Annotated in this window: 29 protein-coding genes; 15 read left to right on the forward strand and 14 right to left on the reverse strand. The window is 69.9% G+C overall.

The window, feature by feature from the left end:
- Window positions 1-1317 (forward strand): MFS transporter (locus SPR02S_RS58135; RefSeq protein ID WP_019064314.1); only part of this gene is annotated, 1317 nt, incomplete at its 5' end.
- On the opposite strand, the gene SPR02S_RS48555 is transcribed toward SPR02S_RS58135, so the two are convergent.
- Window positions 1318-1557, reverse strand: a complete 240-nt coding sequence (locus tag SPR02S_RS48555) for a hypothetical protein (protein WP_019064315.1) — start codon at window positions 1555-1557, stop codon at window positions 1318-1320. It lies immediately after the preceding gene.
- 58 nt (window positions 1558-1615) lie between these two features.
- Here SPR02S_RS48555 and map point away from each other — a divergent pair, with 58 nt between their 5' ends.
- Complete coding sequence (map, locus tag SPR02S_RS48560; RefSeq protein ID WP_026151581.1) at window positions 1616-2473, forward strand: type I methionyl aminopeptidase; 858 nt, start codon at window positions 1616-1618, stop codon at window positions 2471-2473.
- A gap of 127 nt (window positions 2474-2600) precedes the next feature.
- Window positions 2601-3248, forward strand: a complete 648-nt coding sequence (locus SPR02S_RS48565) for a biliverdin-producing heme oxygenase (RefSeq protein WP_019064317.1) — start codon at window positions 2601-2603, stop codon at window positions 3246-3248.
- 27 nt (window positions 3249-3275) lie between these two features.
- Here SPR02S_RS48565 and SPR02S_RS48570 read toward each other — a convergent pair whose 3' ends face one another.
- From SPR02S_RS48570 to SPR02S_RS48580, 3 genes are read right to left on the reverse strand one after another with little or no spacing between them, the layout of a single operon-like run.
- Window positions 3276-3854: a DUF4276 family protein gene (locus SPR02S_RS48570; protein WP_019064318.1), complete on the reverse strand. Its 579-nt coding sequence runs from the start codon at window positions 3852-3854 to the stop codon at window positions 3276-3278.
- Window positions 3855-3858: 4 nt separating this feature from the next.
- A complete protein-coding gene (locus tag SPR02S_RS48575) occupies window positions 3859-5061 on the reverse strand; it encodes an AAA family ATPase (RefSeq protein WP_019064319.1) in 1203 nt (400 codons plus the stop codon).
- A 48-nt stretch (window positions 5062-5109) separates the two neighbouring features.
- A complete protein-coding gene (locus SPR02S_RS48580) occupies window positions 5110-5730 on the reverse strand; it encodes an ATP-binding protein (RefSeq protein WP_019064320.1) in 621 nt (206 codons plus the stop codon).
- Between the two features lie 193 nt (window positions 5731-5923).
- Here SPR02S_RS48580 and SPR02S_RS48585 point away from each other — a divergent pair, with 193 nt between their 5' ends.
- Window positions 5924-6808, forward strand: a complete 885-nt coding sequence (locus SPR02S_RS48585) for a helix-turn-helix domain-containing protein (RefSeq protein WP_019064321.1) — start codon at window positions 5924-5926, stop codon at window positions 6806-6808.
- The gene (locus SPR02S_RS48590; RefSeq protein ID WP_019064322.1) at window positions 6805-7008 is read left to right on the forward strand and encodes a DUF397 domain-containing protein; all 204 of its coding nucleotides are present in this window, start codon (window positions 6805-6807) and stop codon (window positions 7006-7008) included. Before SPR02S_RS48585 ends, SPR02S_RS48590 begins: the two co-directional genes overlap by 4 nt.
- An 18-nt stretch (window positions 7009-7026) precedes the next feature.
- Here the strand turns inward: SPR02S_RS48590 and SPR02S_RS48595 are convergent, their stop codons facing one another.
- From SPR02S_RS48595 to SPR02S_RS48605, 3 genes are read right to left on the reverse strand one after another with little or no spacing between them, the layout of a single operon-like run.
- Entirely contained in the window at window positions 7027-7671 is a 645-nt protein-coding gene (locus SPR02S_RS48595) for a PhzF family phenazine biosynthesis protein (protein ID WP_019064323.1), read from the reverse strand.
- On the reverse strand, window positions 7664-8563 hold the full coding sequence (locus SPR02S_RS48600; RefSeq protein WP_052347189.1) for a hypothetical protein: 900 nt from the start codon (window positions 8561-8563) through the stop codon (window positions 7664-7666). The genes SPR02S_RS48595 and SPR02S_RS48600 overlap by 8 nt, the downstream gene beginning before the upstream one ends.
- Window positions 8544-9026, reverse strand: coding sequence for an HtaA domain-containing protein (locus SPR02S_RS48605; RefSeq protein WP_019064325.1), 483 nt, complete (start codon window positions 9024-9026; stop codon window positions 8544-8546). Before SPR02S_RS48605 ends, SPR02S_RS48600 begins: the two co-directional genes overlap by 20 nt.
- A 12-nt stretch (window positions 9027-9038) precedes the next feature.
- On the opposite strand from SPR02S_RS48605, the gene SPR02S_RS66575 reads away from it, so the two are divergent.
- The 5 genes from SPR02S_RS66575 to SPR02S_RS48630 all read left to right on the forward strand — a co-directional run bounded on the left by SPR02S_RS66575 (window position 9039) and on the right by SPR02S_RS48630 (window position 13875).
- Entirely contained in the window at window positions 9039-9443 is a 405-nt protein-coding gene (locus SPR02S_RS66575; protein ID WP_281169959.1) for an iron chelate uptake ABC transporter family permease subunit, read from the forward strand.
- 187 nt (window positions 9444-9630) lie between these two features.
- Complete coding sequence (gene efeO, locus SPR02S_RS48615; protein ID WP_019064327.1) at window positions 9631-10767, forward strand: iron uptake system protein EfeO; 1137 nt, start codon at window positions 9631-9633, stop codon at window positions 10765-10767.
- 11 nt (window positions 10768-10778) lie between these two features.
- A complete protein-coding gene (gene efeB / locus SPR02S_RS48620) occupies window positions 10779-12050 on the forward strand; it encodes an iron uptake transporter deferrochelatase/peroxidase subunit (protein ID WP_019064328.1) in 1272 nt (423 codons plus the stop codon).
- Window positions 12051-12053: 3 nt separating this feature from the next.
- Entirely contained in the window at window positions 12054-12926 is an 873-nt protein-coding gene (efeU, locus tag SPR02S_RS48625) for an iron uptake transporter permease EfeU (RefSeq protein WP_019064329.1), read from the forward strand.
- Window positions 12886-13875 carry an SCO2278 family lipoprotein gene (locus SPR02S_RS48630; RefSeq protein ID WP_078623232.1) on the forward strand — a complete coding sequence of 330 codons (990 nt, stop codon included), beginning with the start codon at window positions 12886-12888 and terminating at the stop codon, window positions 13873-13875. Before efeU ends, SPR02S_RS48630 begins: the two co-directional genes overlap by 41 nt.
- 31 nt (window positions 13876-13906) lie before the next feature.
- Here SPR02S_RS48630 and SPR02S_RS48635 read toward each other — a convergent pair whose 3' ends face one another.
- The 4 genes from SPR02S_RS48635 to SPR02S_RS48650 form a co-directional block, all read right to left on the reverse strand.
- Window positions 13907-14644 (reverse strand): bifunctional DNA primase/polymerase, encoded by a 738-nt coding sequence (locus SPR02S_RS48635; RefSeq protein ID WP_019064331.1) that lies wholly within the window; start codon window positions 14642-14644, stop codon window positions 13907-13909.
- Between the two features lie 191 nt (window positions 14645-14835).
- Window positions 14836-15822 (reverse strand): small ribosomal subunit Rsm22 family protein, encoded by a 987-nt coding sequence (locus tag SPR02S_RS48640; RefSeq protein WP_019064332.1) that lies wholly within the window; start codon window positions 15820-15822, stop codon window positions 14836-14838.
- A gap of 271 nt (window positions 15823-16093) precedes the next feature.
- Complete coding sequence (locus tag SPR02S_RS48645; protein WP_026151584.1) at window positions 16094-17266, reverse strand: serine hydrolase domain-containing protein; 1173 nt, start codon at window positions 17264-17266, stop codon at window positions 16094-16096.
- Entirely contained in the window at window positions 17218-18507 is a 1290-nt protein-coding gene (locus SPR02S_RS48650) for a multidrug effflux MFS transporter (protein ID WP_019064334.1), read from the reverse strand. Before SPR02S_RS48650 ends, SPR02S_RS48645 begins: the two co-directional genes overlap by 49 nt.
- Before the next feature lie 87 nt (window positions 18508-18594).
- On the opposite strand from SPR02S_RS48650, the gene SPR02S_RS48655 reads away from it, so the two are divergent.
- Both SPR02S_RS48655 and SPR02S_RS48660 read left to right on the forward strand, forming a co-directional pair.
- Window positions 18595-19593 carry a Gfo/Idh/MocA family protein gene (locus SPR02S_RS48655; RefSeq protein WP_019064335.1) on the forward strand — a complete coding sequence of 333 codons (999 nt, stop codon included), beginning with the start codon at window positions 18595-18597 and terminating at the stop codon, window positions 19591-19593.
- 16 nt (window positions 19594-19609) lie between these two features.
- Window positions 19610-20371, forward strand: a complete 762-nt coding sequence (locus SPR02S_RS48660) for an SDR family oxidoreductase (RefSeq protein ID WP_019064336.1) — start codon at window positions 19610-19612, stop codon at window positions 20369-20371.
- Window positions 20372-20614: 243 nt separating this feature from the next.
- Here SPR02S_RS48660 and SPR02S_RS48665 read toward each other — a convergent pair whose 3' ends face one another.
- On the reverse strand, window positions 20615-21829 hold the full coding sequence (locus SPR02S_RS48665) for a D-alanyl-D-alanine carboxypeptidase family protein (protein WP_174447612.1): 1215 nt from the start codon (window positions 21827-21829) through the stop codon (window positions 20615-20617).
- 286 nt (window positions 21830-22115) lie between these two features.
- On the opposite strand from SPR02S_RS48665, the gene SPR02S_RS48670 reads away from it, so the two are divergent.
- Together SPR02S_RS48670 and SPR02S_RS48675 are read left to right on the forward strand one after the other, a co-directional pair.
- Entirely contained in the window at window positions 22116-23603 is a 1488-nt protein-coding gene (locus SPR02S_RS48670; RefSeq protein ID WP_019064338.1) for an ABC transporter permease, read from the forward strand.
- A gap of 151 nt (window positions 23604-23754) precedes the next feature.
- Complete coding sequence (locus SPR02S_RS48675; protein ID WP_019064339.1) at window positions 23755-24492, forward strand: ABC transporter ATP-binding protein; 738 nt, start codon at window positions 23755-23757, stop codon at window positions 24490-24492.
- Between the two features lie 28 nt (window positions 24493-24520).
- Here SPR02S_RS48675 and SPR02S_RS48680 read toward each other — a convergent pair whose 3' ends face one another.
- Window positions 24521-25516 (reverse strand): aldo/keto reductase, encoded by a 996-nt coding sequence (locus SPR02S_RS48680; RefSeq protein WP_019064340.1) that lies wholly within the window; start codon window positions 25514-25516, stop codon window positions 24521-24523.
- Window positions 25517-25631: 115 nt separating this feature from the next.
- Window positions 25632-25958 (reverse strand): hypothetical protein, encoded by a 327-nt coding sequence (locus SPR02S_RS48685; RefSeq protein WP_026151585.1) that lies wholly within the window; start codon window positions 25956-25958, stop codon window positions 25632-25634.
- 122 nt (window positions 25959-26080) lie between these two features.
- Here SPR02S_RS48685 and SPR02S_RS48690 point away from each other — a divergent pair, with 122 nt between their 5' ends.
- Entirely contained in the window at window positions 26081-26647 is a 567-nt protein-coding gene (locus SPR02S_RS48690) for a DoxX family protein (RefSeq protein ID WP_019064342.1), read from the forward strand.
- Window positions 26648-26720 lie beyond the last annotated feature (73 nt).

The raw sequence follows: 26720 nt of genomic DNA on the forward strand, positions 1-26720 counted from the left end.
ACCGAACCCACCCGCCTCCGCGCCCTCCTCCCCGACCTCGCCCCCTGGCACGCCTCCGTCGACTTCCGCAGGCTCTGGATCGCGGGGCTGATCTCGAACTTCGGCAATTTCCTGACGTTCGTCGCGCTTCCGGTGCAGATCAAGGAACTCACCGGCTCCGCGGCGGCGGTGGGCGCGGTCGGGGCCGTGGAGCTGGTGCCTCTGATCGTGTTCGGGCTCTACGGCGGTGCCCTCGCCGACGCGTGGGACAAGCGGAAGTTGATCGTGTGGACCGAGGTCGGACTGGGGGTGCTGTGCGGGGCGCTGCTCTTCAACTCGCTGCTGCCGCGGCCCGCCGTGTGGCCGCTCTATGTGATCGCCGCCCTGACCTCCACCCTCGGCGCGATCCAACGGCCCGCGCTGGACTCGCTGTGGCCGCGGATCGTGGCCCACAAGCACATGACGGCCGCGTCCGCGCTCAACTCCCTGCGCTGGACGGTCGGCGGGGTCACCGGACCGGCGCTGGCGGGGGTGGTCGTGGCGTTCGCGGGGCTGCCTTACGCGTTCGCGGCGGACACGGTGACGTTCGCGATCTCCGTCGTTCTCATCTTCCGTATCGCCGCCTCCCCCGGCGCCCACGAGGCGCAGAAGCCCTCGTTGAAGGCGATCGCGGAGGGCGCCCGGTACGCGTGGAGCCGTAAGGAACTCCTGGGTACGTACGCCATCGACCTCGCGGCGATGTTCTTCGCGATGCCGCTCGCCGTGCTGCCGTTCCTCGCCGATGATCTGCACGCCCCGTGGGCGCTGGGGCTGATGTACTCGACCGTCCCGGCCGGTGCCCTGCTGGTGAGTGTGACCAGTGGCTGGACCTCGCGGATCCAGCGGCACGGGCGGATGGTGGTGCTGGCGGCGGCGCTGTGGGGCGCGGCGATCGCCTGCGCGGGCGCGGTCGGCAACGTATGGCTGGTGCTGCTGTTCCTCACCGTCGCGGGCGGTTGCGACATGGTCAGCGGCATCTTCCGCGGGGTGATGTGGAACCAGACGATCCCGGACGAGCTGCGCGGCCGGCTCGCCGGGATCGAGCTGCTGTCGTACTCGGTGGGCCCGCAGCTGGGCCAGGTCCGGTCGGGCGGCATGGCCGCGCTGACCGGGGTGCGGACGTCGGTGTGGGCGGGCGGGCTGATGTGCGTGGGCGCGGTGGGGCTGCTGGCCGTAGGACTGCCGAAGTTGATGTCCTACGACGCGCGGACCGACGAGCACGCGCTACGGCTGAAGGAACAGCGGGCGGCCACGGCTCCTACAACCTCCACGGCCCCCACAGCCCCCGCCGATGCCTGATCAGTCGTCGTCCGTGCTCCCCTTGGCCGCGTCGGTCGCGTCGTGCCACTTCGGGTCGGTCTCCCACTCCAGGTTGCGCTCGCGGGCCGTCTCCATCGCGTGTTCGGCCTCCGCGCGGGTGGTGTACGGCCCGAAGCGGTCCTTGGCGGGGCACTCCGGCCCCTCCTCGACCTTCTTGTGTTCGAGGCAGTAGTACCACTCGCCGGGCTTCCCGACCGTGCGCTTCTTGAACAGGGCCATCAACGGCTCCTTTCCCTACGGCCATGTTCCCCCATGTCCGCTGGTTAGACTCGCTGGCATGTCTGGCCAGTCGCTGCTCGTACCAGGGGAGCTCTCTCCCATCCGTTCCGTGCCCGGAAACATCCGTCGCCCCGAGTACGTCGGCAAGCCCGCGCCGACCCCGTACACCGGGCCGGAGGTGCAGACCCCCGAGACGATCGAGGCGATGCGGATCGCCGGGCGGATCGCCGCGCGGGCGATGGCGGAGGCCGCGAAGATCATCTCGCCGGGGGTGACCACGGACGAGATCGACAGGGTGGCGCACGAGTACATGTGCGACCACGGCGCCTACCCGTCCACGCTCGGCTACCGCGGCTTCCCCAAGTCCCTGTGCACCTCGCTCAACGAGGTGATCTGCCACGGCATTCCGGACTCCACGGTGCTGCGCGACGGCGACATCATCAACCTCGACGTGACGGCGTACATCGGCGGGGTGCACGGCGACAACAACGCGACCTATCTGGTCGGGGACGTCGACGAAGAGTCGCGGCTGCTGGTGGAGCGCACCCGCGAGTCCCTCGACCGCGCGATCAAGGCGGTCCGTCCCGGCCGCCAGATCAACATCATCGGCCGGGTCATCGAGTCGTACGCCAAGCGCTTCGGGTACGGCGTGGTCCGGGACTTCACCGGCCACGGCATCAACTCGTCCTTCCACTCCGGCCTGATCGTCCCGCACTACGACAGCCCGCACGCGACGACGGTCATCCAGCCCGGGATGACGTTCACGATCGAGCCGATGCTGACGCTGGGGACGTACGAGTACGACCTGTGGGACGACGGGTGGACGGTCGTCACGAAGGACCGGAAGCGGACGGCGCAGTTCGAGCACACGTTGGTGGTGACGGAGACGGGGGCGGAGGTTCTCACCCTCCCGTAGGGCGTAGGTACTGGTGGAAGCGGCTCGCTGCCCTCGTGGTGCGGGCCGTTTTTCTTGTACGCTTTTACCGACAGGGTGTCGGCAAACCTGTTGACTTAGGTAAGCCTTACCTTGGAGGATAGGCCCCATGGACTCCTTCTCGACAGTCATCCGCACCGCGTCCCACGAACAGCACGTGGAAGCCGAGACCTCCACCTTCATGAGCGACCTGCTCGGCGGCCGGCTGGGCGTGGACGCGTACGCCCGGTACACCGAGCAACTGTGGTTCGTCTACGAGGCGTTGGAGACCGGCGCGGAGCGGCTCGCGGCGGATCCGGTGGCCGGGGCGTTCATCCAGGCCGAGTTGTTCCGGCTGCCCGCGCTGGAGCGTGACCTCGAGCATCTGCGCGGTGCGGACTGGCGGGCGGGGCTGACCGCACTTCCCGCGACGCGGGCGTACGCCGAACGGGTGCGGGAGTGCGCGGAGTTGTGGCCGGCCGGGTACATCGCCCATCACTACACGCGCTACCTCGGGGACCTCTCCGGCGGGCAGATCATCCGGGACAAGGCGGAGCGGACGTGGGGGTTCGCGCGGCGGGGGGACGGGGTGCGGTTCTATGTGTTCGAGGGGATCGGGAACCCGGCGGCGTTCAAGCGGGGGTATCGGGAACTGCTGGACGGGGTTCAGGTCGATGACCTGGAGAAGCAGCGGATCGTGGCTGAGTGCAAGCGGGCGTTCGCGTTGAACACGGGGGTCTTTCGGGCGCTGGGTGACGAGTTCCCGATGTCCGCGTGATGTCGGGCTGCGCCTGCGAGGCCACCGTCACAGGAAGCGCAGCCGCTCCATCGCCGTGCGCAACTCACCGACCCAGCGGGCATAGGCGGGAAGCTGCTGAAGCGCCGCCAAGGACACGTGCTGGCCAAGCCGATCGAAGTCGTACTCCGGCCGGTGCCGTGGGCCGAACGCCTCGGCCAGAGCCTTCTTCGGATCCGGAACCTTCTCGGCGTCGCGAGGTGACCGGACCATGTTCCGTACCGACGCCTCCGCCGTCGCGGTGGGCAGCGCGGCGGCGTCGGCCAGCATCCACGCCTCCGTCTCCCGCACGGGGACGATCCCGACGAGCCGCTCCGCCTCGCGGCCGAGCCTCGCCCGGACGGACTCGACCTTGCTCCGCTCGTTGTGATCATGATGGATCAGCACGATGTCCATGTGCTCCAGAAGCGAGGCGACCTCCTGGACCACCTGGTCGCGCGGCGCGACCGTGAAACGGCTTCCGGGCGCCGTGCCTCCGAAATCGAATCCGGGAGTGGACTCCGGCTCCAGGGCCGCCACTTGGCGGTCGATGAGCGGCAGCAGGAACCACTGGTCGCTGAGCCCTTCGGTGAGCAGTGCAATGCTCAAGTACCTAAGCCCCAGGGGCGTATCCCACCGGGTTCAGGTACTGGCTTACTTCCATGGGCGTGACGTACGTGCCACGCTCACCGGTCACGCCGACCCGCCGGGCCCGCGTCAGTCTGGTCGGCGACTCTCCTCGCTCCAGCCGTGTGACCGTGTCCATGAACACCACGTCCTGTGAGGCCTCGTCCAGCAGTGAGGCCAGCACGACCGGCGAGTGGGAAGTGACGATGATCTGACGGCGCGCGTCACGATCGCCTTCAGCGAGTTCCTCGTACGTGGCGAGATCCGTGACGCGTGCCTTCAGCCGCTCCAGCAGACGAGGGACGCGATTCGGGTGCAGGCCGTTCTCAGGTTCTTCGACCATCAGCACACCCGGATGCGACGGGTCATGTGCGGCGGCGAGCAGGGCGAGCACCCGCAGCGTTCCGCCGGACACGACTCGCGGCGCCATCCTCGGCTCGTGCTTGTGCTGGATCCAGATGTCCCACAGAGCCTGGTTCTCGTCCTGCACCACGTCGATCTCCCGCACATCGGGCAGAACGGCCGCCACGTCAGACAGGAAGGCGGACTTCAGCTCCGGTGTCCTCCACAACCGGCCGAGTACGGCACCGAGGTTACGACCGTCTTCGGTCAACGCTTCGGCGTCGTACGCGTCAGCGGGTAGGCGCATGGCATCGGGCAGCGGATCCAGCAGGCGCCAGCCGTCGGTCGCTCGCTTCAGAGCGTGGGACACCGCGCCATCAAGGCCAGGGGACTCTCCCGGCCCCTCCCGATATACGTACGGCGCCGACTCGTCGATGTCAGCAGCCACCTGCTCCGGCAGTGGCAGACCGTAGCTGCCCACTCCCCCGATCGACACCTCTACGTCCAACGGGTCCGGCGCCTCGCGATAGGCGATGTACGCGTCGACCCCTACATGAACCAGACCGAACTCCGAGGTCTCCAGCAGAACGCTCGCGCCGATGTGGATCTCGTCCACCAGGCTCCCGTCCGGACGCCGCCGGAACAGCTCCCGGGGCCCGCCTCGCCTGGCGTGACGGACCAGCGTCTGACCGCTGGGGTCCCGTACGAGGCGACCGAGCAGAGCGACCGCCTCCAGCAGGTTGGACTTGCCGGAGCCGTTCGCTCCCAGCAGGACCAGGAACGGCGGAACGTCGAGTGAGAAGTCGTCGAACGTCTTGAAGCCGTCGATCTCGATCCGGGTGATCACTGCTGCTCCTCACTCACCGCGTGTACGCGAAGCGGTTGCGCGGCCACACTATCCGCCCCCTGTCCGCCGTACGGCCAGCGGCTCGGTCGCGTGTACGCGCAGCGCCGGGCCCTCGTCCAGCCTCAGTACCACCGTGGATTCGTGCGATTCGCGCTGCTCGGAATGGACGTCGAGGACCGCGCGCCAGGCACCCCATACCCGCACGTACTGGCCGGGGCGGACCATGACCGCCGCAACCTCCGTCTCGACAGGCTCGGCCACGATGTCCGGGGCCTTCAGCTCCGCGAACACGGTTTTGCCGATCCCGGCGGCGCGTTTCTCCACTCCCCAGCGGTGAGCGAGCGCCTCGACCAGGAGCAGCCCGCGCCCACCCGTCTCCTCGTCTCCGGGTTCCCGTAACTCAGGCGTCCCCGCTCCGGCGTCGCTGACCTCCAGCCGCAGCGTCCCCTCGTCCACCGTGCGGGCGATCCGTACGCCTACCTGGCGATCGCTCGGCACGGGTACGCGCAGCGCGTTGGTCACGAGTTCCGAGAGCACCAACTCGGCGTTGCCCAGGACCTCTTGATCGACACCCCAGTCACCGAGCACCGCTAGCAGCGCGGCCCTCGCCCTGGGCACGCTGCGATGGCAACGGGGCAGCCGGAAGGTGACTTCGTTCGGTGCGGCCATGCGGTGGCCTCCTCGGGACTCGGCGACTGTGGCGAACTCCCCGCAGCGCGGCTCCGGTTGGAGTCGCGGACATCAGCAGGATGCCCAAGGATGATGCGAGTCTGCAACGTTGCCGACTAGAATGATGCCGATATTCACTCCTTCGAGTTAAGTCACCGCCACCGCATCTGCCGTCCTGCTAGAAGGTGTTGCCATGCTTGCGAAAAGCACCACCCCGAACCCTTCGACCGTCCTTGGCCGTCAACTCGGCGACGAATTGCGCAGGTTGCGGGAAGCGGCGGAGCTGACCACCGCTCAGGCGGCCGAAGCACTGGACTGCACCAAGGGCAAGATCAGCCGGATCGAGAACGGCCGGGTCGCCGTCCGGCTCCCGGACCTGACCGCGATGCTGCACGCCTACGGAGCGGCGGACGCCGAGCTTCGCGGTCGGCTCTCAGAGCTGGCCCGGAAGGCCAACCGCCGTCGCAGGCAAGGGTGGTGGAACGAGTACGGATCAGTGCTCGCGGACACCTACCGCGATTACATCGCCCTGGAGGCCATGGCCGGGACGATCCATACGTTTCAGGCGCAACTGGTCCCCGGCCTGCTCCAGACTCCGGAGTACACCCGCGCCGTCACCGTCGCCTCGCGGCAATGGCAGACGGCGGACGAGATCGAGAAGTTCGTCCAGGTGCGTCTCGCCCGTCAGGAACGCCTCACCGGGGACTCCCCGCTCCACCTCTGGGCAGTCCTGTCGGAGGCCGTACTCCTCCAGCAGGTCGGCGGGCCGGATGTGATGAAAGGGCAGCTGGCACAGCTACTGGCCGCCTCGGAACAGTCAAATGTGACCATCCAGGTGCTGCCGTTCTCCCACGGCGCCCATGCGAGTATGTTCGGGCCGTACGTAGTCTTGGGTTTCCCGGAGGAGGCAGCACTCGACGTAGTGCTGGCGGACAACCCGACCGGCTCCATGTGGTTCGAACGGGAGACTGAAGTCGCCCGGTACCAGGAGCTGTTCGACGCCGCGCGCACGTCAGCGCTCTCTCCCGTGGAATCCCTCGCCGTCATCCGACACAGGGCCAAGGAGCACAGGGCATGAACACCGCACGCCACAACACGCCGGACCTGTCGGGCGCGAGGTGGCGGTGCAGTAGCTACAGCGGTGGCAACAACGAGTGCCTCGAACTCGCCCCTGACATCCCCGCCCTCGCCCCCATCCGCGACAGCAAAACCCCCACCGGCCCGGTCATACCCTTCGGCCGCTTCGCCTGGAGTTTCTTCGTGGCGCAGGTCAAGTAACCCTGTTCCCAAAAGCGTTCAGCGCTCCAGGAACACCCGTCCCCCGACCTCCACCCAACCCCCCGGCTGCGGTGCCGTGAGTAGCTGCGACCCCGCGCCCTGCGTGATGTTGAGCGCTCTGCCCAACTGGTCGGTCAGCAGGAGTGCCGCCGCGCCCGTTGCCTCGTCCTCGTGGATGCCGTCGTCACGGCCGGGGAAGGCGCGGGCGCGGACGCGGCCCGCTGCCTCGTCCTCCCAGGCCCAGGCGTAGATCCACTCGCCGGGCGGGGGCACGGGGAGGGCGTCGACCTCGGGGGCGGTGGCGTACTGGCGGAGGGTGCGGGGCGGGGCCCACTCCGGGAGGGCCTCGATCCAGCTGAACTCGCCGTCCAGACGGGCGCCCACGATGCCTGCGGGGGTGACCAGTTCGGGTATGTCCAGGAGCCAGGCCGTGCCTACGCAGGGGTGGCCGGCGAAGGGCAGGCGGGTGGTCGGGGTGTAGATGTCGATGACTCCGCGCTCGGGGTCATCGACGAACACCGTCTCGCTGAAGCCGAGTTTCCCGGCGAACACCTGCCGCTCGTCCGGGTCCGGCATCACGGAACCCTCGCGGACGACTCCGAGTTCGTTGCCGTATCCACCGCTGGGGCCGCAGAAGACACGCAGCACGTCGTAGTCAGTCACGGGGGCATTCAAACATCGCCCGGGCCGCGAGGCCATCCCAGGCCGGGGCTCCGCCGGGGAGGGGCCAGGTGAGGGTGGGGGCCTCGTCGTAGGGCAGCGAGGACATCGTGTCCTCGTACGCCGTTTCCAGGACGGCCCGTCTGCGCTCGGCGTCAGTGCCGGTGGTGGTGGCACGGCCCGCGAGCAGCAGTTCCGTGCGCTGTTCGTGGTCCTCGGTCAACTCGTCGGCGGTCCGCCGCCATGTCTCGTCGTCCGGTACGCGGTACAGGACGACGCACGGCGGGGTACGGCCCTCCGCAAGCGCCGCCACGGCCCGGTCGTGACCGTCGAGGAGCGCCCAGCCGTCGAACGGCGTGACCCGCCACAGGAGGACGGGGGCGAGTGTGTCCTCCCGGGCGTGCTTGCGGTAGGCCTTCACGCGTGGCGCGTCCGTCGGCGAGAGCGGACGCAGCGGTACGACGCCCTCCCAGCCGCCCGCGCACCAGTCGAGATGGCAGGCGGGCCAGTCGCGCATGAAGTCGCCCCACCACACGTACGCCGGGAACTTGCGCCTCTCCCGGAGGTGCCAGCGTGCGTCGTGCAACGGGCCCTCCTTCGCCTCCTCCAGCCAACTCGTGTACTGGTGGACCCAGTTGCCGGGGCTCCTCATCCGGCCCGACCGGATCCGGGGCAGCGGTGAGCGGAAGCCGTCGAGCCTGTGCACGAAGAGGCCCTCGCGCGAACAGCCGCCCTCTTCCTCCCGGCCCAACAGCAAGGGCCGCCCGCCCTGGCGGAGCAGCAGCCGGCCGCCGTCCGCCGTCTCGAAGCGCAACGGAGGCGGACCGGGCCGGCCTGTCACGGCCAGCACCAGTCCGCCCTCCGGCAGTGGTTCTCTACGCCCCCTGGTCTCCATGGGGCACAGTCTTACGCCGCCTACGCATCGCGAGCACCACACCCGCGCCCGCCGCCACGGTCACCGCGGCCGCCGCGCCCAGGGCCGCCGCCGGGATCTCGGAACCGGTGGAGGCGAGGGAGCCGTTCACGCTGCCTGTCGTGGAGCCGGTGACGCCCCCCGAAGTCGAGCCTGTCGTACCGGAGTTGTCGGTGCTGCCGGAAGAGCCCGTGCCGGTGCCGGACGTCGACGACGAGCCGTCCGAGGGCAGGGTGGCGTCCGCCGTCAGGGCCAACGTCAGGTCGAGCGGGTCGAGTTCGGCGCCGGTCTGGTAGAAGCCGCCGAAGGCCTTCGCGCCGGCCGCGGTGAGGGTGGCGGTGACGTCGTCGAGGGTGATGACGTCGTTCTTCGCGGTGAGGTCGGTCGATCCTGCCTTCAGGTCGGCCAGGACCACGTCGTCGGACTTCTCGCCCAGGCTCGTCATGTGTTGGCTTCGGTGCAGCACCGACTCGGGCTCGGTGGCGGGGCGTTGGACCGCGTACCGGATTCGGTGCTGTGGAACGTGCGGTTCCCGCGCATCGTGCTCGCGCTGCTCGTCGGGGCGTCGCTCGGGTGCGCGGGGGCGTTGATGCAGGGCGTGTTCGGGAATCCGCACGCCGAGCCGGGTGTCATCGGGGTGTCCTCGGGGGCGGCGGTGGTCGTGGTGCTGCACGATCTCGCGCTGGCCGCCGCCTACGCGCACCGGGTCGCGATTCTGCGCGCCGGTCGTGTCGCCGCCGACGGCCCACCGGGGGTCGTATTCACCGAGGAGTTGTTGTCGGACGTCTACGACCAGCAGGTCGAGGTGTTTCCGCATCCGCGCACGGGGGCGGTCGTCGTGACCCCGCACCGGCCCGCTTGACCCTCTCTTGACTATCCCTTGGCGTTCGTTTTTCGCCACTGAGATCAAGCCGTGTCTGTGATTTTTCCGTGGGCAGTGAATACCGGACCGGACGGGTAGGACTGAGGTAAGCCTCAGGTAAGTTAGGGCAGCCTCACCACACCGCCTCCCGACATCGCCTCGTCACACACTTCCGCTTGGAGCCTGCATGCGTGCCGTCCGACTTCCCGTCGCCACCGCCGTCGCCGCCGCGGCCGCCCTGACCGCCGTCACGGCGTGCACCGCGAAGAGCGACGCCAAGGACGGCGACGCGATCCAGGTGACCGCGGCCGACTCCAAGTGCACGACCTCGACCAAGTCGATCCCGGCCGGGCAGGTCACGCTGAAGATCGAGAACACCGGCTCGAAGGCGACCGAGGTCGAGATCCTCTTCCCGGACGACCGGATCGTCTCCGAGAAGGAGAACATCGGGCCGGGGACGAAGTACACGCTCACCGCTGAAGTGAAGGCGGGGTCGTACGAGATCGCCTGCCGGCCGGGGATGAAGGGGCACGGTGTGCGGCAGAAGCTGACCGTCACCGGGGGCAGCGTCGCCAAGCGTGATCCGAAGCTGGACGCCGCCGTCGCCGCGTACCGCGAGTACGCGCAGGAGCAGGCCGACGCGACGATCCCGAAGGTGGAGACCTTCGCCAACGCCATCAAGGCGGGCGACCTCACCGCCGCCAAGAACGCCTACGCCCCCTCCCGCGTCGGCTGGGAGGCCACCGAGCCGATCGCCGAGTCGTTCGGGGACATCGACCCCAAGACCGACACCCGCGCCGACGGCCTGGAGAAGGGCCAGAAGTGGACCGGCTGGCACGCGCTGGAGAAGGCTCTGTGGCAGGACAAGAAGATCGGCGCCGAACAGAAGGTCCTCGCCGCCGAGTTGGTCACCGATCTGAAGGACTGGCAGAAGCGGGTCGGCAAGGCCGAGATCACCCCGACCTCCATGGCCAACGGTGCCAAGGAACTCCTCGACGAGGTCGCCACCGGCAAGATCACCGGCGAGGAGGACCGTTACTCGCACACCGACCTGAGCGACTTCAAGGCCAACGTCGACGGCGCGCAGAAGGCGTACGAGCTGCTGAAGCCGGTCGCGCAGAAGAACGACGCGGCCCTCACCACCGAGCTGGACAAGCAGTTCGCCGCGCTCGACACGCTGCTCGACAAGTACCGCTCGACCACGACCTCCGACGGCTTCGTGTCGTACGACAAGGTCACCAAGGACCAGCGCAAGGAGCTGTCGGACGGGGTCAACGCGCTTGCGGAGCCGCTGTCGAAGCTCGCCGCCGCCGTCGTGAAGTAGGGGGGATCACCATGGCCGAGACCCCGAAATCCGAGAGCCCCTCCCGCCGTTCGCTCATCGGCTGGGGCGGTGCCGGGCTCGCGCTCGGTGCCGTCGCGGCCGGTGGTGCGGTCGCGATGACCCGGGTCGGCGACGATGTCGATCCGGCCGGTGCCGACACCGGTGCCGCGGTCGCCTTCCACGGCGCCAACCAGGCGGGCATCGCGACGCCCGTGCAGGACCGGCTGCACTTCGCCGCGTTCGACGTGAAGACCGACGACCGCGCCGAGTTCGTGCAGCTGCTGAAGGACTGGACGGCCGCCGCGCGGCGGATGACCGGTGGGCACGCAGTCGGTGAGGGGGCCTACGGCGGGCTCGCCGAGGCGCCGCCGGACGACACCGGTGAGGCGCTGGGGCTGAAACCCTCGCGGCTGACGCTGACGATCGGCTTCGGGCCGTCGTTCTTCGACCACTTCGGGCTGAGCGGCAGTCGTCCCGACGCCCTCGTCGATCTGCCGCAGTTCCCCGGCGAGAACTTCGACAAGTCCCGTACGGGCGGGGACCTTTGTGTGCAGGCCTGTGCGGACGATCCGCAGGTCGCCGTGCACGCGATCCGCAACCTGGCGCGTATCGGGTTCGGGAAGGTCGCGATCCGCTGGTCCCAACTCGGCTTCGGGAAGACCTCGTCGACGACCCCGGGGGCTCAAACCCCGCGCAATCTCATGGGGTTCAAGGACGGCACCCGCAACATCGCGGGGACCGAGACGGACCGGCTGAAGAAGTTCGTGTGGGTCGGCGAGGGCGACAACAGCGCGAACTCGGCCTGGATGACCGGGGGTTCGTATCTCGTCGCCCGGCGGATCCGGATGAACGTCGAGACCTGGGACCGGACCTCGCTGCAGGAGCAGGAGGACGTCTTCGGGCGCGACAAGGGCGAGGGCGCTGCGGTCGGCAAGGCGAAGGAGCACGACCCGCCGTTCCTGAAGGCGATGAAGCCCGACGCGCACGTCCGGCTCGCACACCCCGACTCCAACAGCGGGGTCACGATCCTGCGCCGGGGCTACTCCTTCACCGACGGCACCGACGGCCTCGGCCGGCTCGACGCCGGCCTGTTCTTCCTGGCCTACCAGCGTGACGTACGCAAGGGATTCATCCCGCTCCAGCGGAGGCTGTCGGCGACCGACGCGCTCAACGAGTACATCCAGCACGTGGGTTCGGCGGTCTTCGCCGTCCCGCCGGGCGTCCGTGACAAGGACGACTGGTGGGGCAGCACGCTGTTCTCCAAGGACGCGAAGGAGTCGTAGACCGTGTTCTCGAACTATCTGATCGGTCTGCGCGAGGGCCTGGAAGCCAGTCTCGTCGTCTGCATCCTGATCGCCTATCTGGTCAAGACGGACCGGCGCGACGCGCTGAGGCCGATCTGGATCGGCATCGTCGTCGCCGTCCTCATCGCGATGGGCTTCGGGTGCGCGCTCGAATTCGGCTCGCAGGAGATGACGTTCCAGGCGCAGGAGGCGCTCGGCGGTTCGCTGTCGATCCTCGCCGTCGGTCTGGTGACGTGGATGGTGTTCTGGATGCGGCGCACCGCCCGGCATCTGAAGGCCGAACTGCACGGCAAGCTGGACGCGGCGCTCGCGATGGGCACGGGTGCGCTGGTCGCCACCGCGTTCCTCGCCGTCGGCCGCGAGGGGCTGGAGACCGCGCTGTTCGTGTGGGCGTCGGTGCACGCGGCGAGCGACGGCACCCCGCGCCCGCTGGTCGGCGTAGGACTGGGTCTGGCCACGGCGGTGTTGCTGGGCTGGCTGTTCTACCGGGGCGCGCTGAAGATCAACCTCGCGAAGTTCTTCACCTGGACCGGCGCGATGCTGGTCGTCGTCGCGGCGGGTGTACTGGCGTACGGCTTCCACGACTTGCAGGAGGCCGACTGGGTCCCGGGGCTGACGAAGCTGGCCTTCGACATCAGCGACACGATCCCGCCGGACAGCTGGTACGGCACCCTCCTGAAGGGCGTCTTCAACTTCCAGCCGGACCCGACGGTCCTGCAGATCACGGTGTGGCTGCTGTACCTGGTCCCCGCGCTCGCCCTGTTCTTCGCCCCGGTAGGGTTCGCCTCCGGGAAGGGGAAGGTGAAGACACCTGATGAGCAGGGATCGCAGCCCTCGAAGGCTCCGCAGGCTTGACCGGCGCGTACTGATAGCGGCCTCGGTGAGCGCTTTGTCGCTGACGGCGAGCGGTTGTGTGGTGGTCCACGGCGAGCGGGAGGTCCTCCCGGCCACCACCCGTGCCGAGGCCGCGACGGCGCTCCAGCAGTTCACGACCGCGTACAACGCTGCCGACAAGGCGTACGACAGTTCCCTGGACTCCGCTCATGTCACCGGCGCGCTCGGTGACATCGACGGGGCACGGTTGAAGGCGGGGCACACCAACTCGCCGGCCGGGAACGCGAATTACGCGCCGCTGGAGCTGACGGACGCGAAGTTCACCATCCCGAAGAAGGCCGGCTGGCCGCGCTGGTTCGTCGCCGACGCCGCCGCCAACAAGGGTGGCGCGGCGCGGTGGTTGCTGGTCTTCACGCGCAACGATCTGTCCGAGCCGTGGCAGGTGGCGTATCTGACGCTGCTCGCGCCCACCGCCGTACCGAAGTTCAAGACCGACAAGGACGGCTGGGCCGAGGCCGTACCGGCGAACTCGGCCGAACTCGCCGTCGCGCCGGGCCGGTTGAGCCAGAGCTACGCGACGTATCTGAAGAGCGGCGGGACGGCCTTCGCGGACGGCGCGCACACCAGCGCGTGGCGTGCGGACCGGGAGAAGGCCACCAAGCCCGGTCTGGCCGTCCAGTTCCTCGACCAGCCGCTGACGAGCGGCGACTACGCGCCGTTGGCGCTTCGTACGACGGACGGCGGGGCGTTGGTGTTCTTCACGACGCGGTACTTCCAGAAGGAGACCGCTGCGGAGGGCACGTCGGTGCCGACCCAGAACAAGGACGTACAGGCGCTGACGACGGGCGAGGTCGAGCAGTCCCTCACACTCCAACTCGTGTCCAACCAGGTGGCGTTGGATCCGAAGCGGGGCGGGAAGGTGTCGGTGCTGGGGCGGATCGAGGGCCTCACGTCGGCGCAGGGCGGCTAGGTCCTACGAGTCCTACAGATCCCCGCGAGTCCTAACGGCCCAGTGGCCAGGCCGAGTTCGCGTGGTCCGGTTCCGCACCCGCGTGGCGGGCGCAGGCGTCCGTGAGGGTTTCGAGGAGGGTCAGCGGGTCGGGCAGGGGGTGCTCGGGGCCGCGTACCCAGTGAACTGACTGGTTCTCGCCGGGGAGTTGGGCCGGGGGGACCAGGACGTAGGAGCCTCGGCAGTGCCAGCGCAGGCCGGGGTGTTCGTCCATCGTCTCGGGGTGGCAGTCCAGTTCGCAGGGCCACCACTCGTCCTCGTCCTCGGGGGTGCCGCGGGTGAGGGTGAAGAAGAGCAGCCGGCCGTCGTCGCTCGCGGCGACGGGTCCTACCTCGACACCGGCGGCGAGCAGTCGCTCCAGTGCCTCGTGGCCGGCCTCCAGGGGGACGTCGAGGACGTCGTTGACCATGCCGGTCGCGGTGATGAAGTTGGCCTGCGGCTGGTGGCGGGCCCAGCGCTCGATCTGGGCGCGGTCGGTCGTGGACTGCGTCTGCCAGGCGAACGACACGGGGTGGCGGGCCGGTGTGGGGCAGCCCACACGGTCGCAGGAACATCGGTAGCCCGGGGCGGGGTGCGCGGCGGGCGCGAGCGGCAGCCCGGCCTCGGCGGCGGCCAGCAGCAGCGCCTCGCGTCCGCTGCCGTCGTCGGGGGCCTCCTGGGGGCGGCGTCCGCGCAGCCACGAGGAGAGTTTGCCCTGCCGACCGGTCCGGCCACCGAACGTCGCGCTCATCTATCTCCTCGCCCTGCTGTTGTCGCCCTGCCGTCTTGCCCTGCTTGTTCTTGCCCTGCCGTGTGCGGAGAAGCCCTGCCGTTGTGCGGAGAACTTCCCCTATGGTCCCACCATCCTGCGCCCCGAGAGGCGGTACCCCACATCCGGGGTGGGTGGGACGAGACACACGTGTGGCGCTTTCGGCGCAAGTGTCACGCTTTTTCCGGCCAGGGGTCTCCCCAGCTCACGTCCCGGGCCGCCTTGTACAGGTCGCCGTGGCGTTTGGTGACCGTCGTCCGGCGCAGCTGTTCGTCGGTCTCGCAGAGGTCGAGGAGTACCTGTCCCTTACGGATCTGCGGGCGGCGTACGACGCGGGCGGGGGCGGGTTCGACGGGGAAGCGGGCGGCGGCGACGTAGCTGAACTTCTCGTCCTCGTACGGCAGGGAGCCGCCCTTGACCTTGCGGTGCAGGGAGGAACGGCTGACCCGCGTCGAGAAGTGGCACCAGTCCTCGCCGGGGACGATCGGGCAGGCGGCGCTGTGCGGGCAGGGGGCGGCGATGTGGAAACCGGCGGCGACGAGTCTGTCCCGGGCCTCGATGACGCGGGCGTAACCGTCCGGGGTACCGGCTTCGACGATCACGACGGCCTGGGCTGCGGTGGCCGCCGCGTCCACGAGGGCGGCTCGGTCGGGGACGGTGAGTTCGTTGAGGACGTAGGAGACGGTGACGAGGTCGGTGGGGTCGAGGGTGAGCGCGGAGCCGATGCGTGCGCGGCGCCAACTGGTGTTGCGCAGCGCCGAGTTGGCCGCGGCGATCTCTTTCCCCAGGGCGAGTGCGGGTTCGGCCCAGTCGAGTACGGTCACCGGGCGCTCGCCGTCCCAGGTCGCGGCGACGGCCCAGGTCGCGGCACCGGTGCCGCCGCCGACGTCCACGTGTCCCTGCGGGGACCACTCGGGTACGGCGTCCGCGAAGGCGTCCAGTGCGGAACGTACGGCTTCGAAAGTCGCCGGCATCCGATACGCCGCGTAGGCGACGACATCCGCGCGGTCTCTGAGGATCGGGGCGTCGGTCGGGGTGGCCCCGCGGTAGTTGCCGATCAGGCGTTCCACAGCCCCGGCGGCCTGCCTGGGCGAAAGCCCGTCGAGCAGGCGGGCCAGAGCGGTACGGAGGGTTTCGGCCGGGGCCACGGGGTCGTTCACCCGCCGATTCTAAGTGGCCCGGGGTCGCAGCCGAGGTCCCTGGGGGCTCCGCCCCCAGACCCCCGAGGCCTATGCCCACCCATCACCCGTCTCGGGCAATGGAAGAGCTCGGCTCAAAAACCCCGCCCTACCCGCCAACTCGACAAGCCGAAGCCCGCACCACCCGCACCTCTCAAACACAGCCCCGCTTTCGAAGGGGCGCGAGGAACTGCGCGACCAGCCCCCACCGGGCCGCACCACACAACACAACCGGCACCACCCCGCACCCCCCTCAGCCCCTAACCGCCCGCGCCACCCGAGTCCCCGCCGCCGCCCGAGGCCCACTGTCCGCCCCCCGCCGCCGCGGATGCACCGTGTTGGCCAGCAGCACCAAGAACGTGTCCGTAGCCGGATCCAACACCACCGACGTCCCCGTGAACCCCGTGTGCCCCACCGCCCCCCGCCCCGCCAACTCCCCCATGAACCAAGCCTGATCGACCCCGAAGCCCAGCCCCGGCGGCGTCAGCATCAGCTCCACGAAGTCGGATCCCAGGATGCGGGCCGGGCCGTAGGAACCGCCCGCCAGGAGCGTGCGGCAGAAGATCGCCAGGTCTCGGGCTGTCGAGAACAGGCCCGCGTGGCCGGCGACCCCGCCCAGCGCCCACGCGTTCTCGTCGTGGACCACGCCCCGCAGCATGCCCCGGTCCGCCTTGGCCCACGGGCGGCGTTGGTCCTCCGTCGCCGCCGCGCCGGGGCACGGGCCGAAGTCCGTCGACGTCATGCCCAGCGGGCGGGTGATGCCGTCGTGGATGAGGACGTCCAGCGTGCGGCCGCTGACGCGTTCCAGGACGAACTGGAGGAGGAGCAGGTTCAGGTCCGAGTAGACGTACTCCCCCGGCTCCGCCACCGGCGCCTCCGCCCGCAGCATCGCCATGCGTTCCGCGTCGTCCGCGCAGGCGTAGAGCGGGAGTTCGGGGCGTAGGCCCGAGGTGTGGGTGAGGAGTTGGCGGACGGTGATGCCGTGGCGGGCCGCCGCGCGGAAGTCGGGCAGGTACGCGCCCACCCTCGCGTCTATGCCCAGCGTGCCGCGCTCGATCTGCTGCATCGCGGCCACCGCCGTGAACAGTTTGGTCAGGGAGGCCAGGTCGAAGGGGGTGTCCACCGTCGTCGGGACGCGGGCGGCAGGGGGGAGTTCGATGCCGCTGTCCGTCTCCGGGTCGTAGGCCGCGTACCGCACGGCCCAGCCCGCCGCCTCCTCCACCGCGATCACCGGGCCGCGGCCGGCGACCACGACGGTGCCCGGCGCCCAGGGGCGGTCGCCGGTGGTGAGGGCGTGCACCTCACGGATCAGGTGGCGGAGTTCCTCGGGGTCGAGGCCGGCCCGTTCCGGGGTGTCGTTGCGCAGTCTCGGGGCGCTCAGCTCCCCACTCCCTCCGCGGTCGTACGTGTGTTCCAAGGACGGCACATTCCCACGAAGCAGGCCACCGCCACCAGTGCGGCCACCAGTTGGACGACCGCCATCGGCACGGCGGTGTGCTCGCCCGCTATGCCGACCAACGGGGACGCCACCGCGCCTATCAAGAAGGACGACGTGCCCAGCAGGGCGGAGGCCGAGCCCGCGGAGTGGCGGGTGCGCATCAACGCCAGGGTCTGGGCGTTGGGAAGCGTCACGCCCATCGCCGACATCAGGACGAAGAGCCCCGCCGCCACCGGGACCAGGCCCACTTCCCCGAACGCTCCCGTCGCCATCAGCAGCAGCGCCGTCGCCGCCAGCACCACCACCGCCAACCCCGTGCCCAGGACCTTGTCCATCGAGACCCTGCCCACCAGCAGCTTGCCGTTGATCTGGCCCACCGCCACCAGCCCGACCGAGTTGACGCCGAAGAGGAGGCTGAAGGTCTGCGGGGAGGCGCCGTAGATCTCCTGGACGACGAAGGGGGATGCCGAGATGTACGCGAACAATGCGGCGAAGGAGAAGCCGCCCGTGAGCATGTAGCCCGTGAAGGGGAGGTCCGCCAGGAGGGCGCGCATGCCGCGCAGGGCCTCCGCCGTGCCGCCCGCGTGGCGGTCCGCCGGGGCCAGGGTCTCGGGGAGGCGGGTCCAGACGAGGACGGCCAGGGCCGCGCCGACGAAGGTCAGGATCACGAAGACGCCCCGCCAGTCCGTGACCCGCAGGATCTGGCCGCCCACCAGCGGCGCGACGATCGGGGCCACCCCGGAGACCAGCATCAGGGTGGAGAAGAAGCGGGCCATCGCCACGCCGTCGTACAAGTCGCGTACGACCGCCCTCGCGATCACTATTCCGGCCGCGCCCGCCAGGCCCTGGAGCAGGCGGAAGGCGACCAGGGATTCGACGTTCGGCGCGATCGCGCACAGGGCGGTCGCCACGATGTAGACGGCGAGGCCGGTCAGGAGTGGGCGTCTGCGGCCCCACTTGTCGCTCATCGGGCCGACCACCAGCTGCCCCAGCGCCATGCCGGCGAGGCAGGTGGTGAGGGTGAGCTGGACGGTCGCGGCGGGCGCGTGCAGGGAGCGGGTGACCGCCGGGAGCGCGGGGAGGTACATGTCCATCGACAGCGGCGGGGTCGCGGTGAGGCCGCCGAGGATGAGGATGACGAGGAGGCCGGTCCGGCGGGACGCCTTGAGCGACGGTACGGCGGACCGCGGCACAGCCGGCGTCGGTGCCTTCGCTCTCTGCTCGGACATGTGGCCCTCCCTCTCCTGGTGATCCGCCACCTATGCTCTCAGCTCGTACAAGGTGCCGAGGGTCTGGTGAGCGAGGGTGGGGCCGCGATGACGGAACAGAGGGTGCGCTGGGGAGTCCTGGCGACCGGCGGGATCGCCGCCGCGTTCACGGCGGCGCTGGTCGATCTGCCGGACGCCGAGGTGGTCGCGGTGGCCTCGCGGACGGAGTCCTCGGCGAAGGCCTTCGCGGAACGGTTCGGGATCGAGCGGGCCTACGGCGACTGGGACGCGCTGGCGCACGACGCGGACGTCGACATCGTCTACGTCGCCACCCCGCACTCGGCGCACCGCACGGCGGCCGGTCTCTGTCTGGAGGCCGGACGGAACGTGCTCGTCGAGAAGGCCTTCACCCTCACCTCCCGCGAGGCCACGGAACTTGTCGCGCTGGCGGGCGAGCGCGACAGCTTCCTGATGGAGGCCATGTGGATGTACTGCAATCCGCTGGTACGGCGGCTGAAGTCGCTTGTCGACGACGGGGCCATCGGTGAAGTCCGCACCATTCAGGCCGACTTCGGGCTCGCCGGGCCCTTCCCGCCCGCGCACCGGCTGCGTGATCCCGCGCAGGGCGGGGGCGCGCTGCTGGACCTCGGGGTGTATCCGGTGTCGTTCGCTCATCTGCTGCTCGGTGAGCCCGCCGACATCAAGGCTTCTGCCGTGCTCTCCCCCGAGGGCGCCGATCTCCAGACGGCGGCCCTGTTCTCGTGGGACAGCGGCGCGCTGGCCGCGCTGCACTGCTCGATCGTCGGCGGTACGGGGACCTCGGCGTCGGTGACCGGGTCGCTGGGCCGGATCGACATTCCGGACGGCTTCTTCCACCCGGAGCGGTTCGTGCTGCACCGGGACGGGCGTGACCCCGAGGAGTTCGTCCTCGACCCGGCCGACGGGCCCCGCAACACGTTGCGGCACGAGGCGTCGGAGGTGATGCGGGCGCTGCGGGCCGGTGAGACCGAGTCGCCGCTGGTGCCGCTGGAGGGCACCCTCGCGGTGATGCGGACGCTGGACGCGGTGCGGGAGCGGATCGGGGTGCGGTACCCGCAGGAAGGGTGACTCGTAGGCTGCGGCCATGAACGCTGAGGAATCGTCGAGGATCGCCGTGGTGACCGGCGCGGGCTCCGGCATCGGCCGCGCGGTCGCCGTGGAACTGCTGCGCGCTGGCTGGTCGGTGGCGCTGGCCGGCCGCCGCGCCGGGACGCTGGAGGAGACGGCCGCGCTGGTGCCCGAGGGCGCCTCCCTCGCCGTAGCGACGGATGTGGCGCGGCCGGAGGATGTGGACGGGCTGTTCGACGCCGTCGTGGAACGGTTCGGACGGGTCGACCTGCTGTTCAACAACGCGGGGACCTTCGGGCCCGGTGGGGTGCCGGTCGAGGAGTTGCCGTACGACGCTTGGCGGCACGTGGTGGACACCAATCTCAACGGGGCGTTCCTGTGTGCGCAGGCGGCCTACCGGCGAATGAAGGAGCAGGTGCCGCAGGGCGGGCGGATCATCAACAACGGGTCGATCTCCGCTCATACGCCTCGGCCGCATTCCGTGGCCTACACCGCGACCAAGCACGCGTTGACGGGGCTGACGAAGTCGCTGTCGCTGGACGGGCGGGCGTACTCGATCGCGGTCGGGCAGATCGACATCGGGAACGCGGCGACCGACATGACGGCGCGGATGGGGACCGGGGCGTTGCAGGCCAACGGGGTGGTAGCCCCGGAACCGGTGATGGATGTCGCCGATGTGGCGCGCACCGTGCGGCACATGGCGGAGCTGCCGTTGGGGGCGAATGTGCAGTTCGCGACGGTGCTGGCGACCGCGATGCCGTATGTGGGGCGCGGCTAGGGCAAGTTGCACAAACGGAATTTGACCATCCGTACCATTGCGGCCGGTTGCTGACCTATGCTCAACTCTTCTCCACCAAAGCTTCACACTTGGAGCACGGGGCTTCCGCGGTATCGGAGTCCCGGGTTCCGCAGGCCACACCGAGGGGGGAGAGGCGACAGTCGTTCCACGGCCCGGGTGGGGGTGGAGCCCGCGAGGGACCGCGGGTTACGCACCGGACCGTGGAGCGGCTGTCGCGTCACATCAACTCCCGTCGAGTTCCGGGGACTTGGCCGCTTCCTGAGACTTGACACCTTCCTGAGACTTCGCCGCCGCCACGGCCGCCCGTCGCCTGCGCAGCGCGAACGCGCCGCCCGCGAGCACCACGACCGCCCCCGCCGCGCCTTCCAGCAGCCGCCAGGGCGAGGGAGCGTCCGAGGAGGAAGCCGCCGCCCCGGTGGCACCCGGAGCGCCCTTGACGCCCTTCCCCGACGGTGTGGGGCTCGCGGTCGCCCCGCCCTCGCTCAGCGGATCGACCAGCGTGCCCACGGCCGTGGCCGAACTCCCTTTGCCGAAGCCCCAGTCGAGGAGCGCGGCGGTCTCCTTGTAGACCTCGTTGCCGCCGTTCGCGGGGTGCATCACGGTGACCAGGAGGGTGCGGCCGTCGCGGGTGGCGGCGCCGGTGAAGGTGTTGCCCGCGTGGCTGGTGTAGCCGTTCTTGACGCCGATGATGCCCCGGTACGGGCGCAGGCCGTAGGCGCCGCTGAGCAGGCGGTCGGTGTTCTGGATCTGGAAGGTCTTCTTGCCGCCGGCCGGGAAGTTCGCGGTCCTGGTCGAGCAGTAGGCGCTGAAGTCGTCGTCGTACAGCCCGTGCCGGGCGAAGAGCGTGAGGTCGTACGCCGACGAGAGCTGCCCGGGGTGGTCGAAGCCGTCCGGGCTCACCACGTGCGTGTCCAGGGCCTGGAGGTCCTTCGCCTTGGCCTGCATCTCGGCGACCGTCGCCGCGATCCCGCCGTTCATGTGGGCCAGCACGTGCACGGCGTCGTTGCCGGAGCGCAGGAAGACGCCCTGCCACAACTGGTGGACGCTGTAGGTGATCCCGGGCTTGACGCCGACGAGGCTGGAGCCGGAGGGGACGTCGGCGAGGTCGGCGTCGGTGACCCGGTAGGTGCGGGTCCGCTCGAACTTCCCCAGCACGGTGTCGGCGAACAGCATCTTCAGCGTGGAGGCGGGCGCGAGCCGCTGGTGCGCGCGGTACGAGGCGAGCACCTCGCCGGTCTTGTGGTCGGCGATCAGCCAGGAGCGGGCGGTGAGCTTCTTGGGCAGCGTGGCGGCATCGCCCACCTGGATCCCGGCGCGGGCCAGGCGCTCACCGCCTATCGCCGTCGCCGCCGACGCGGGGGTGGCCGCCGCCACGGGAAGGGCGGCGGCGGTCAGACCGAGAGCGGCACGCCGGGTGAGCCGAGAGGAATCGCGCATCCCGGGACCGTACAAAATGAGGCCGCGCGCGTACACGGCGGGGTCCATGGCGAGGTCCATGGCGGGGCGCCGAAAGGATGATCGACATCCCATGTCAGCAGGCCATTGAACAGGGGTTTCCTGGCAGGAAGCCCTCGGCAGCTTAGGAATGAGCTGTCTGACGCAATTCTGATTTCGGGCCTCTTTTTCTCAGGCCAGACACATCCTTTACTCAGGTCGACTCAAAGGTTCCTCCATAGCTTGTGGCCGCGCCCACAGCGGGCGCCAAGAACCTTTGGGGAATGGGATGTTTGGCATCTATCTCAAGCGCGAGCTGGGCCGGCGCAAGAAGGCCGCCCTGGTCATCGCGATGGGTCTGGCGCTCGGTATCGCGCTGGTCATCACCGTCAACTCGGTGTCGGCCGGCATGAATCAGGCTCAGGACAAGGTCCTCAAGTCTCTTTACGGTCTCGGAACTGACATGACCGTGACCAAGGCGCAGTCGGCCCCCAAGGCCGGCAGCTCGCAGGGTCCCAGCTTCAAGTTCGGCGCCACCTCCTCCAGCAGCACCTCGCAGAGCACGGACCGGGTGAACACGCAGGGCGGTCAGGCCCTCGCGTCCTCCCTGGTCACCAAGGTCGGCTCGCAGAAGGGCGTGTCCGCCGCGGTCGGCGCGCTCACCCTGAACGTCACCAAGGTCGACGGCTCCTTCACCCAGGGCAAGGCCAAGTCCTCCACCACGTCCGGCTCTTCGGGCTCCTCTCAGCAGGGCGGCCCCGGCGGCGGTGGCGGAACCAGCAGCACCGGTGCACCCCAAGTGCAGGGTGGCGGCGCCAACTTCAACGTGAACTCGTACTCGGTCGCGGGCATCGACGTCACCGACCAGACACTCGGCCCGCTGTCCACGTCGAAGATCACCACCGGCAAGACGTTCACGACCGCGCAGACCAACGCGAAGGTCGCCGTCGTCAGCAAGTCGTACGCCAAGACGAAGAAGTACAAGGTCGGTTCGACCTTCAAGATCTCCAGCACCAAGTTCACGGTCATCGGCATCGCGACGCCCAACAGCAGCGAGTCCACGATCGACGTGTACGTGCCGCTGAAGCAGGCGCAGACGCTGGGCGACTCGAAGAACAAGGTCACCACGATCTACGTCAAGGCGACCGACTCGAAGCAGATCTCGTCCGTCAAGACGACCATCCAGAAGAACATCTCGGGTACGACGGTCACCACCTCCGCCGACCTCGCGTCCACGGTCTCCGGTTCGCTGTCCACCGCCTCCAACCTCGCGACCAGCGTGGGCAAGTGGCTGTCGATCGCGGTCCTGATCGCCGCGTTCCTCGTCGCCGCGCTGCTCACCTCCTCGGCCGTCTCCCGCCGGGTGCGTGAGTTCGGCACGCTGAAGGCGCTCGGCTGGCCGAGCCGCAAGGTGACCCGGCAGGTCGTCGGCGAGTCCATGGTCAACGGTCTGATCGGCGGCGGTCTCGGTATCGCGCTGGGCCTCCTGGCGGCCTACACGGTCACCGCGATCAGCCCCAAGCTGACCGCGCAGCTCGGCTCCACCTCCACCGGCGGTGGCGGCATGGGCGGCGGCCCCGGCGGTGGCGGCCAGGGCGGCCCCGGCCAGCAGGCCACCTCCAACACCCTGGAGATCGCCCTGAACGCGCCGGTCTCGCTGACCACGATCGCCCTCGCGGTGGGCCTGGCCGTCACCGGCGGGCTGATCGCCGGCGCGATGGGCGGCTGGCGTGCCTCGCGGATGCGTCCGGCGGACGCGCTGCGCAGCGTGTCGTAGCGCGGCCGTGGTGGCGTGGTCCGGCGGAGGCGGCTCGTCACGCCGCCCGACGCCGACCGCGCCGCACCCCCTGAACCGGGGCGCCGCCACCGTTCCCCCCGGGCGGCGGCGCCCCGACCCTCTTCTTCACAGACGTATCGACGGAGATCCCATGTACAAGCTCACCGGCGTCACCAAGCGCTACTCGCGGGGCAAGGAGACGGTCGAGGCGCTGCGCGGCGTCGACCTCACGATCGAGGACGGCGACCAGCTCGTCATCCAGGGCCCCACCGGCGGCGGCAAGTCGACGCTGCTGCAGATGATCGGCGGCCTCGACCGCCCCTCCGAGGGCAGTGTCGAGCTGGACGGCGTCAACCTCGCCACCATCAGCGAGGCCAAGCTGACCCGGCTGCGGGCCGAGAAGATCGGCATCATCTTCCAGTCCTTCAACCTCATCCCGACGCTCACCGCGCAGGAGAACGTCGAGACCGCCCTGGTCCCGCTCGGCGTCAAGCCGGCCGAGCGCCGCGAGCGGGCCGCCGAGGCACTCTCGTCGGTCGGCCTCGGCGACCGCCTCAAGCACGCCCCGTCCGAACTCTCCGGCGGCCAGCAACAGCGCGTCGCGATCGCCCGCGCGCTGGTGAAGAAGCCGAAGGTGCTCCTCGCCGACGAGCCCACCGGCAACCTCGACGAGGGCACCCGCGACGACATCATGGGCCTGCTCGAAGGCCTCTGGCACGAGTACGGGCTGACCTTCATCATGGTCACCCACGACTCGTCGATCGCCCGCCGCGCGCCGCGCCTGGCCACCATCAAGGCCGGCCAGATCACCCTGACCGAACAGGGCCGCGGCAACGGCCGGTTCACCCCTCAGCAGCAGTACGCGGAACAGGGCAACCAGGGTTACTGAGCCCGCCTGCCGGTCCCGTCGGGGCCGTTCACCTCCCGAGCACCTGGTCGACCTCGGCCAACTGCCCGGCGGTGAGCGGCCCCTTCGCGATCGCGCCCGCATTCTGCTCGGCCTGCGCGACCGAGCGGAAGCCCGGGATCGGGATGGTGCGCGGGCTGCGGGCCCAGAGCCAGGCGAGGGCGCCCTGGGCCGGGGTGCGGCCGTCGGAGGTGAGGATCTCGCGGAGGGCTTCGACGCGCGCTACGTAGTCCTCGTCGGCACCTGCGCCCTGCTTGAAGCCCTGCATCCAGGCCGGGGGCGTGTTGCGGATGTCGCCGGCCTCCAACTCCCGTCCCGGCGCCTGCTTTCCAGTGAGCAGGCCCATGGCCAACGGGCTGCGGTTGATGCTGGCCAGCCCCAACTCCTCGCACAGCGCGAACATTTCGGGGGCATCCTGCAACACGTTCGCCGAGTGCTGTACGGCCGCGCAGTGCTCCCCCTCGGCGAACACGGCGGCACGGGCGGGGTCGTCGGTGCTCCAGGCGTAGGCGCGGATCAGCCCCTCCCGCACGAACTCCTCGCACTGGTCCCGGAGTTGGGCGGCACGCGCCAAGTCGGCGTCGGACAGGTGGAGTTGGTACAGGTCGACGTGGTCGGTGCCCAGGCGCTCCAGCGACGCGGTGAGCGCGCGGCGGGCGTACTCCGGGGAGTCGTCGGAACCGGTGAGGGTGCGGGTGTCCTCGTCGAAGACGTTGCCCCACTTGGTGGCGAGGACCACGTCGTCCCGGCGCTTGCCGAGCGCGCGGCCGAGGACGCGTTCGCTGTGCCCCGCGCCGTAGGTGTCGGCGGTGTCGAAGAACGTGACACCCAGATCGAGGGCGCGCCGGACCGCCCGTACGGTCTCCTCGTCGTCGACCCTGCCCCAGCCGAGCGGCTGCCCGCTCGCGTCCTGCCACTCCCCGCCGATGGCCCAGCAGCCGAAGCCGAGAGCGCTCACGTCGATACCGCTGCGGCCGAGGGTCCTGATGTTCGACTTGGTCTCCATGCCTGGGGACACTAGGAGTTGGAGCGCACTTCAGGGCAAGGGCTTTTCGGTTTTCCACGGCGGTTTTCCACGGCGGTTTTCTGCGGCGGTTTTCTGCGGCGGCTTTCTACGGCGGTCAGGCCTGGCCCGTCTCGAAGCGGGCGATCCTGCCGTCGTCGCCGACCGTGAAACTCCACCGGGTGCGCATCTCGCCCCACGCGTCGTTGGAGTAGCGGGCGACGAGGGCACGGCCGCCTTGGGACTCGCGGTCGACCTCCATGTGGCCGTGGGAGGAGAAGATCTCCCGGTCGATCCACTCGGCGAGGTCACGGTCGGAGCCGTCGTCCGCCATCGTCGCGCCGGGGGCGAGGACCTCCAGGAAGGCGTCGCGGTCATGGGCGTTGACGGCGCTGACGAAGGCCCGGACGGCCGGATCGCTGAGTTTGGCTGGCTGAATCGTCATGCCGGTCAGACTCACACCGTTCACGGGGGCCCGCCACCCGAACGGCGGTCTGCGCAGGCCCGTGGGAGGTCGGAGGTGCGACCGTGGGGAGACCGTCCCCGTCGCCTGTTCAGGGAGTCACCGTGACCTGTTACGACCGACAAGATCTGGGCCTGCTGCTGCTCCGGCTGGGTACCGGCGGAGTGCTGGCCGCGCACGGCGCGCAGAAGCTGTTCGGCTGGTTCGGCGGGGGCGGGATCGAGGGCACCGGCGCGGCGATGGAGGCGATGGGGTACGCGCCGGGGAAGCAGAGTGCCGTGATGGCGGGGCTCGCGGAGGCGGGCGGCGGTGCGCTGCTCGCGCTGGGCCTGGCGACTCCGGCGGCGGGCGCGGCGGCGGCCGGTGCGATGACGGGAGCGGCGGCCGTGCACGCGCCCAACGGGTTCTTCGCGGCGGGCGGCGGTTACGAGTACGCGGCCTCCCTCGCGCTGACCGCGGCCGGGCTCGCGGTCACGGGCCCGGGGCGGCTCTCCCTGGACAACGCGCTCGGGCACGCGGTGAACCGGGGCTGGATGGTGCCGGCGGCGCTCGCGGTGACGGGGGCGGCGACGGCCGTGGTGGTGGGGTTGCGGAACAGGCGGGTGCGGGAGGCGGCGGAGTTCGGGCAGGAGACGTTGTTCGACGAGGCGGATGCGGTCTTCGGGAAGTAGCACGCGGTTCTCTTCGGGAAGCAGGACGCGGTTCGACGAGTAGGTCGGACCGGTCGGGCGGTGATGGCAGGCT

The sequence above is a fragment of the Streptomyces prunicolor NBRC 13075 genome (assembly GCF_000367365.1).
Classification (GTDB): domain Bacteria; phylum Actinomycetota; class Actinomycetes; order Streptomycetales; family Streptomycetaceae; genus Streptomyces; species Streptomyces prunicolor.

What these genes read in the sequence shown, in the direction of transcription:
- SPR02S_RS48555 (WP_019064315.1), bottom strand. Translation starts at nt 1,557, where the DNA reads ATGGCCCTGTTCAAGAAGCGCACGGTCGGGAAGCCCGGCGAGTGGTAC.
- map (WP_026151581.1), top strand. Translation starts at nt 1,616, where the DNA reads ATGTCTGGCCAGTCGCTGCTCGTACCAGGGGAGCTCTCTCCCATCCGT.
- SPR02S_RS48565 (WP_019064317.1), top strand. Translation starts at nt 2,601, where the DNA reads ATGGACTCCTTCTCGACAGTCATCCGCACCGCGTCCCACGAACAGCAC.
- SPR02S_RS48580 (WP_019064320.1), bottom strand. Translation starts at nt 5,730, where the DNA reads ATGGCCGCACCGAACGAAGTCACCTTCCGGCTGCCCCGTTGCCATCGC.
- SPR02S_RS48585 (WP_019064321.1), top strand. Translation starts at nt 5,924, where the DNA reads ATGCTTGCGAAAAGCACCACCCCGAACCCTTCGACCGTCCTTGGCCGT.
- SPR02S_RS48590 (WP_019064322.1), top strand. Translation starts at nt 6,805, where the DNA reads ATGAACACCGCACGCCACAACACGCCGGACCTGTCGGGCGCGAGGTGG.
- SPR02S_RS48600 (WP_052347189.1), bottom strand. Translation starts at nt 8,563, where the DNA reads ATGGAGACCAGGGGGCGTAGAGAACCACTGCCGGAGGGCGGACTGGTG.
- SPR02S_RS48605 (WP_019064325.1), bottom strand. Translation starts at nt 9,026, where the DNA reads ATGACGAGCCTGGGCGAGAAGTCCGACGACGTGGTCCTGGCCGACCTG.
- efeO (WP_019064327.1), top strand. Translation starts at nt 9,631, where the DNA reads ATGCGTGCCGTCCGACTTCCCGTCGCCACCGCCGTCGCCGCCGCGGCC.
- efeB (WP_019064328.1), top strand. Translation starts at nt 10,779, where the DNA reads ATGGCCGAGACCCCGAAATCCGAGAGCCCCTCCCGCCGTTCGCTCATC.
- SPR02S_RS48630 (WP_078623232.1), top strand. Translation starts at nt 12,886, where the DNA reads ATGAGCAGGGATCGCAGCCCTCGAAGGCTCCGCAGGCTTGACCGGCGC.
- SPR02S_RS48635 (WP_019064331.1), bottom strand. Translation starts at nt 14,644, where the DNA reads ATGAGCGCGACGTTCGGTGGCCGGACCGGTCGGCAGGGCAAACTCTCC.
- SPR02S_RS48650 (WP_019064334.1), bottom strand. Translation starts at nt 18,507, where the DNA reads ATGTCCGAGCAGAGAGCGAAGGCACCGACGCCGGCTGTGCCGCGGTCC.
- SPR02S_RS48655 (WP_019064335.1), top strand. Translation starts at nt 18,595, where the DNA reads ATGACGGAACAGAGGGTGCGCTGGGGAGTCCTGGCGACCGGCGGGATC.
- SPR02S_RS48660 (WP_019064336.1), top strand. Translation starts at nt 19,610, where the DNA reads ATGAACGCTGAGGAATCGTCGAGGATCGCCGTGGTGACCGGCGCGGGC.
- SPR02S_RS48665 (WP_174447612.1), bottom strand. Translation starts at nt 21,829, where the DNA reads ATGCGCGATTCCTCTCGGCTCACCCGGCGTGCCGCTCTCGGTCTGACC.
- SPR02S_RS48670 (WP_019064338.1), top strand. Translation starts at nt 22,116, where the DNA reads ATGTTTGGCATCTATCTCAAGCGCGAGCTGGGCCGGCGCAAGAAGGCC.
- SPR02S_RS48675 (WP_019064339.1), top strand. Translation starts at nt 23,755, where the DNA reads ATGTACAAGCTCACCGGCGTCACCAAGCGCTACTCGCGGGGCAAGGAG.
- SPR02S_RS48680 (WP_019064340.1), bottom strand. Translation starts at nt 25,516, where the DNA reads ATGGAGACCAAGTCGAACATCAGGACCCTCGGCCGCAGCGGTATCGAC.
- SPR02S_RS48685 (WP_026151585.1), bottom strand. Translation starts at nt 25,958, where the DNA reads ATGACGATTCAGCCAGCCAAACTCAGCGATCCGGCCGTCCGGGCCTTC.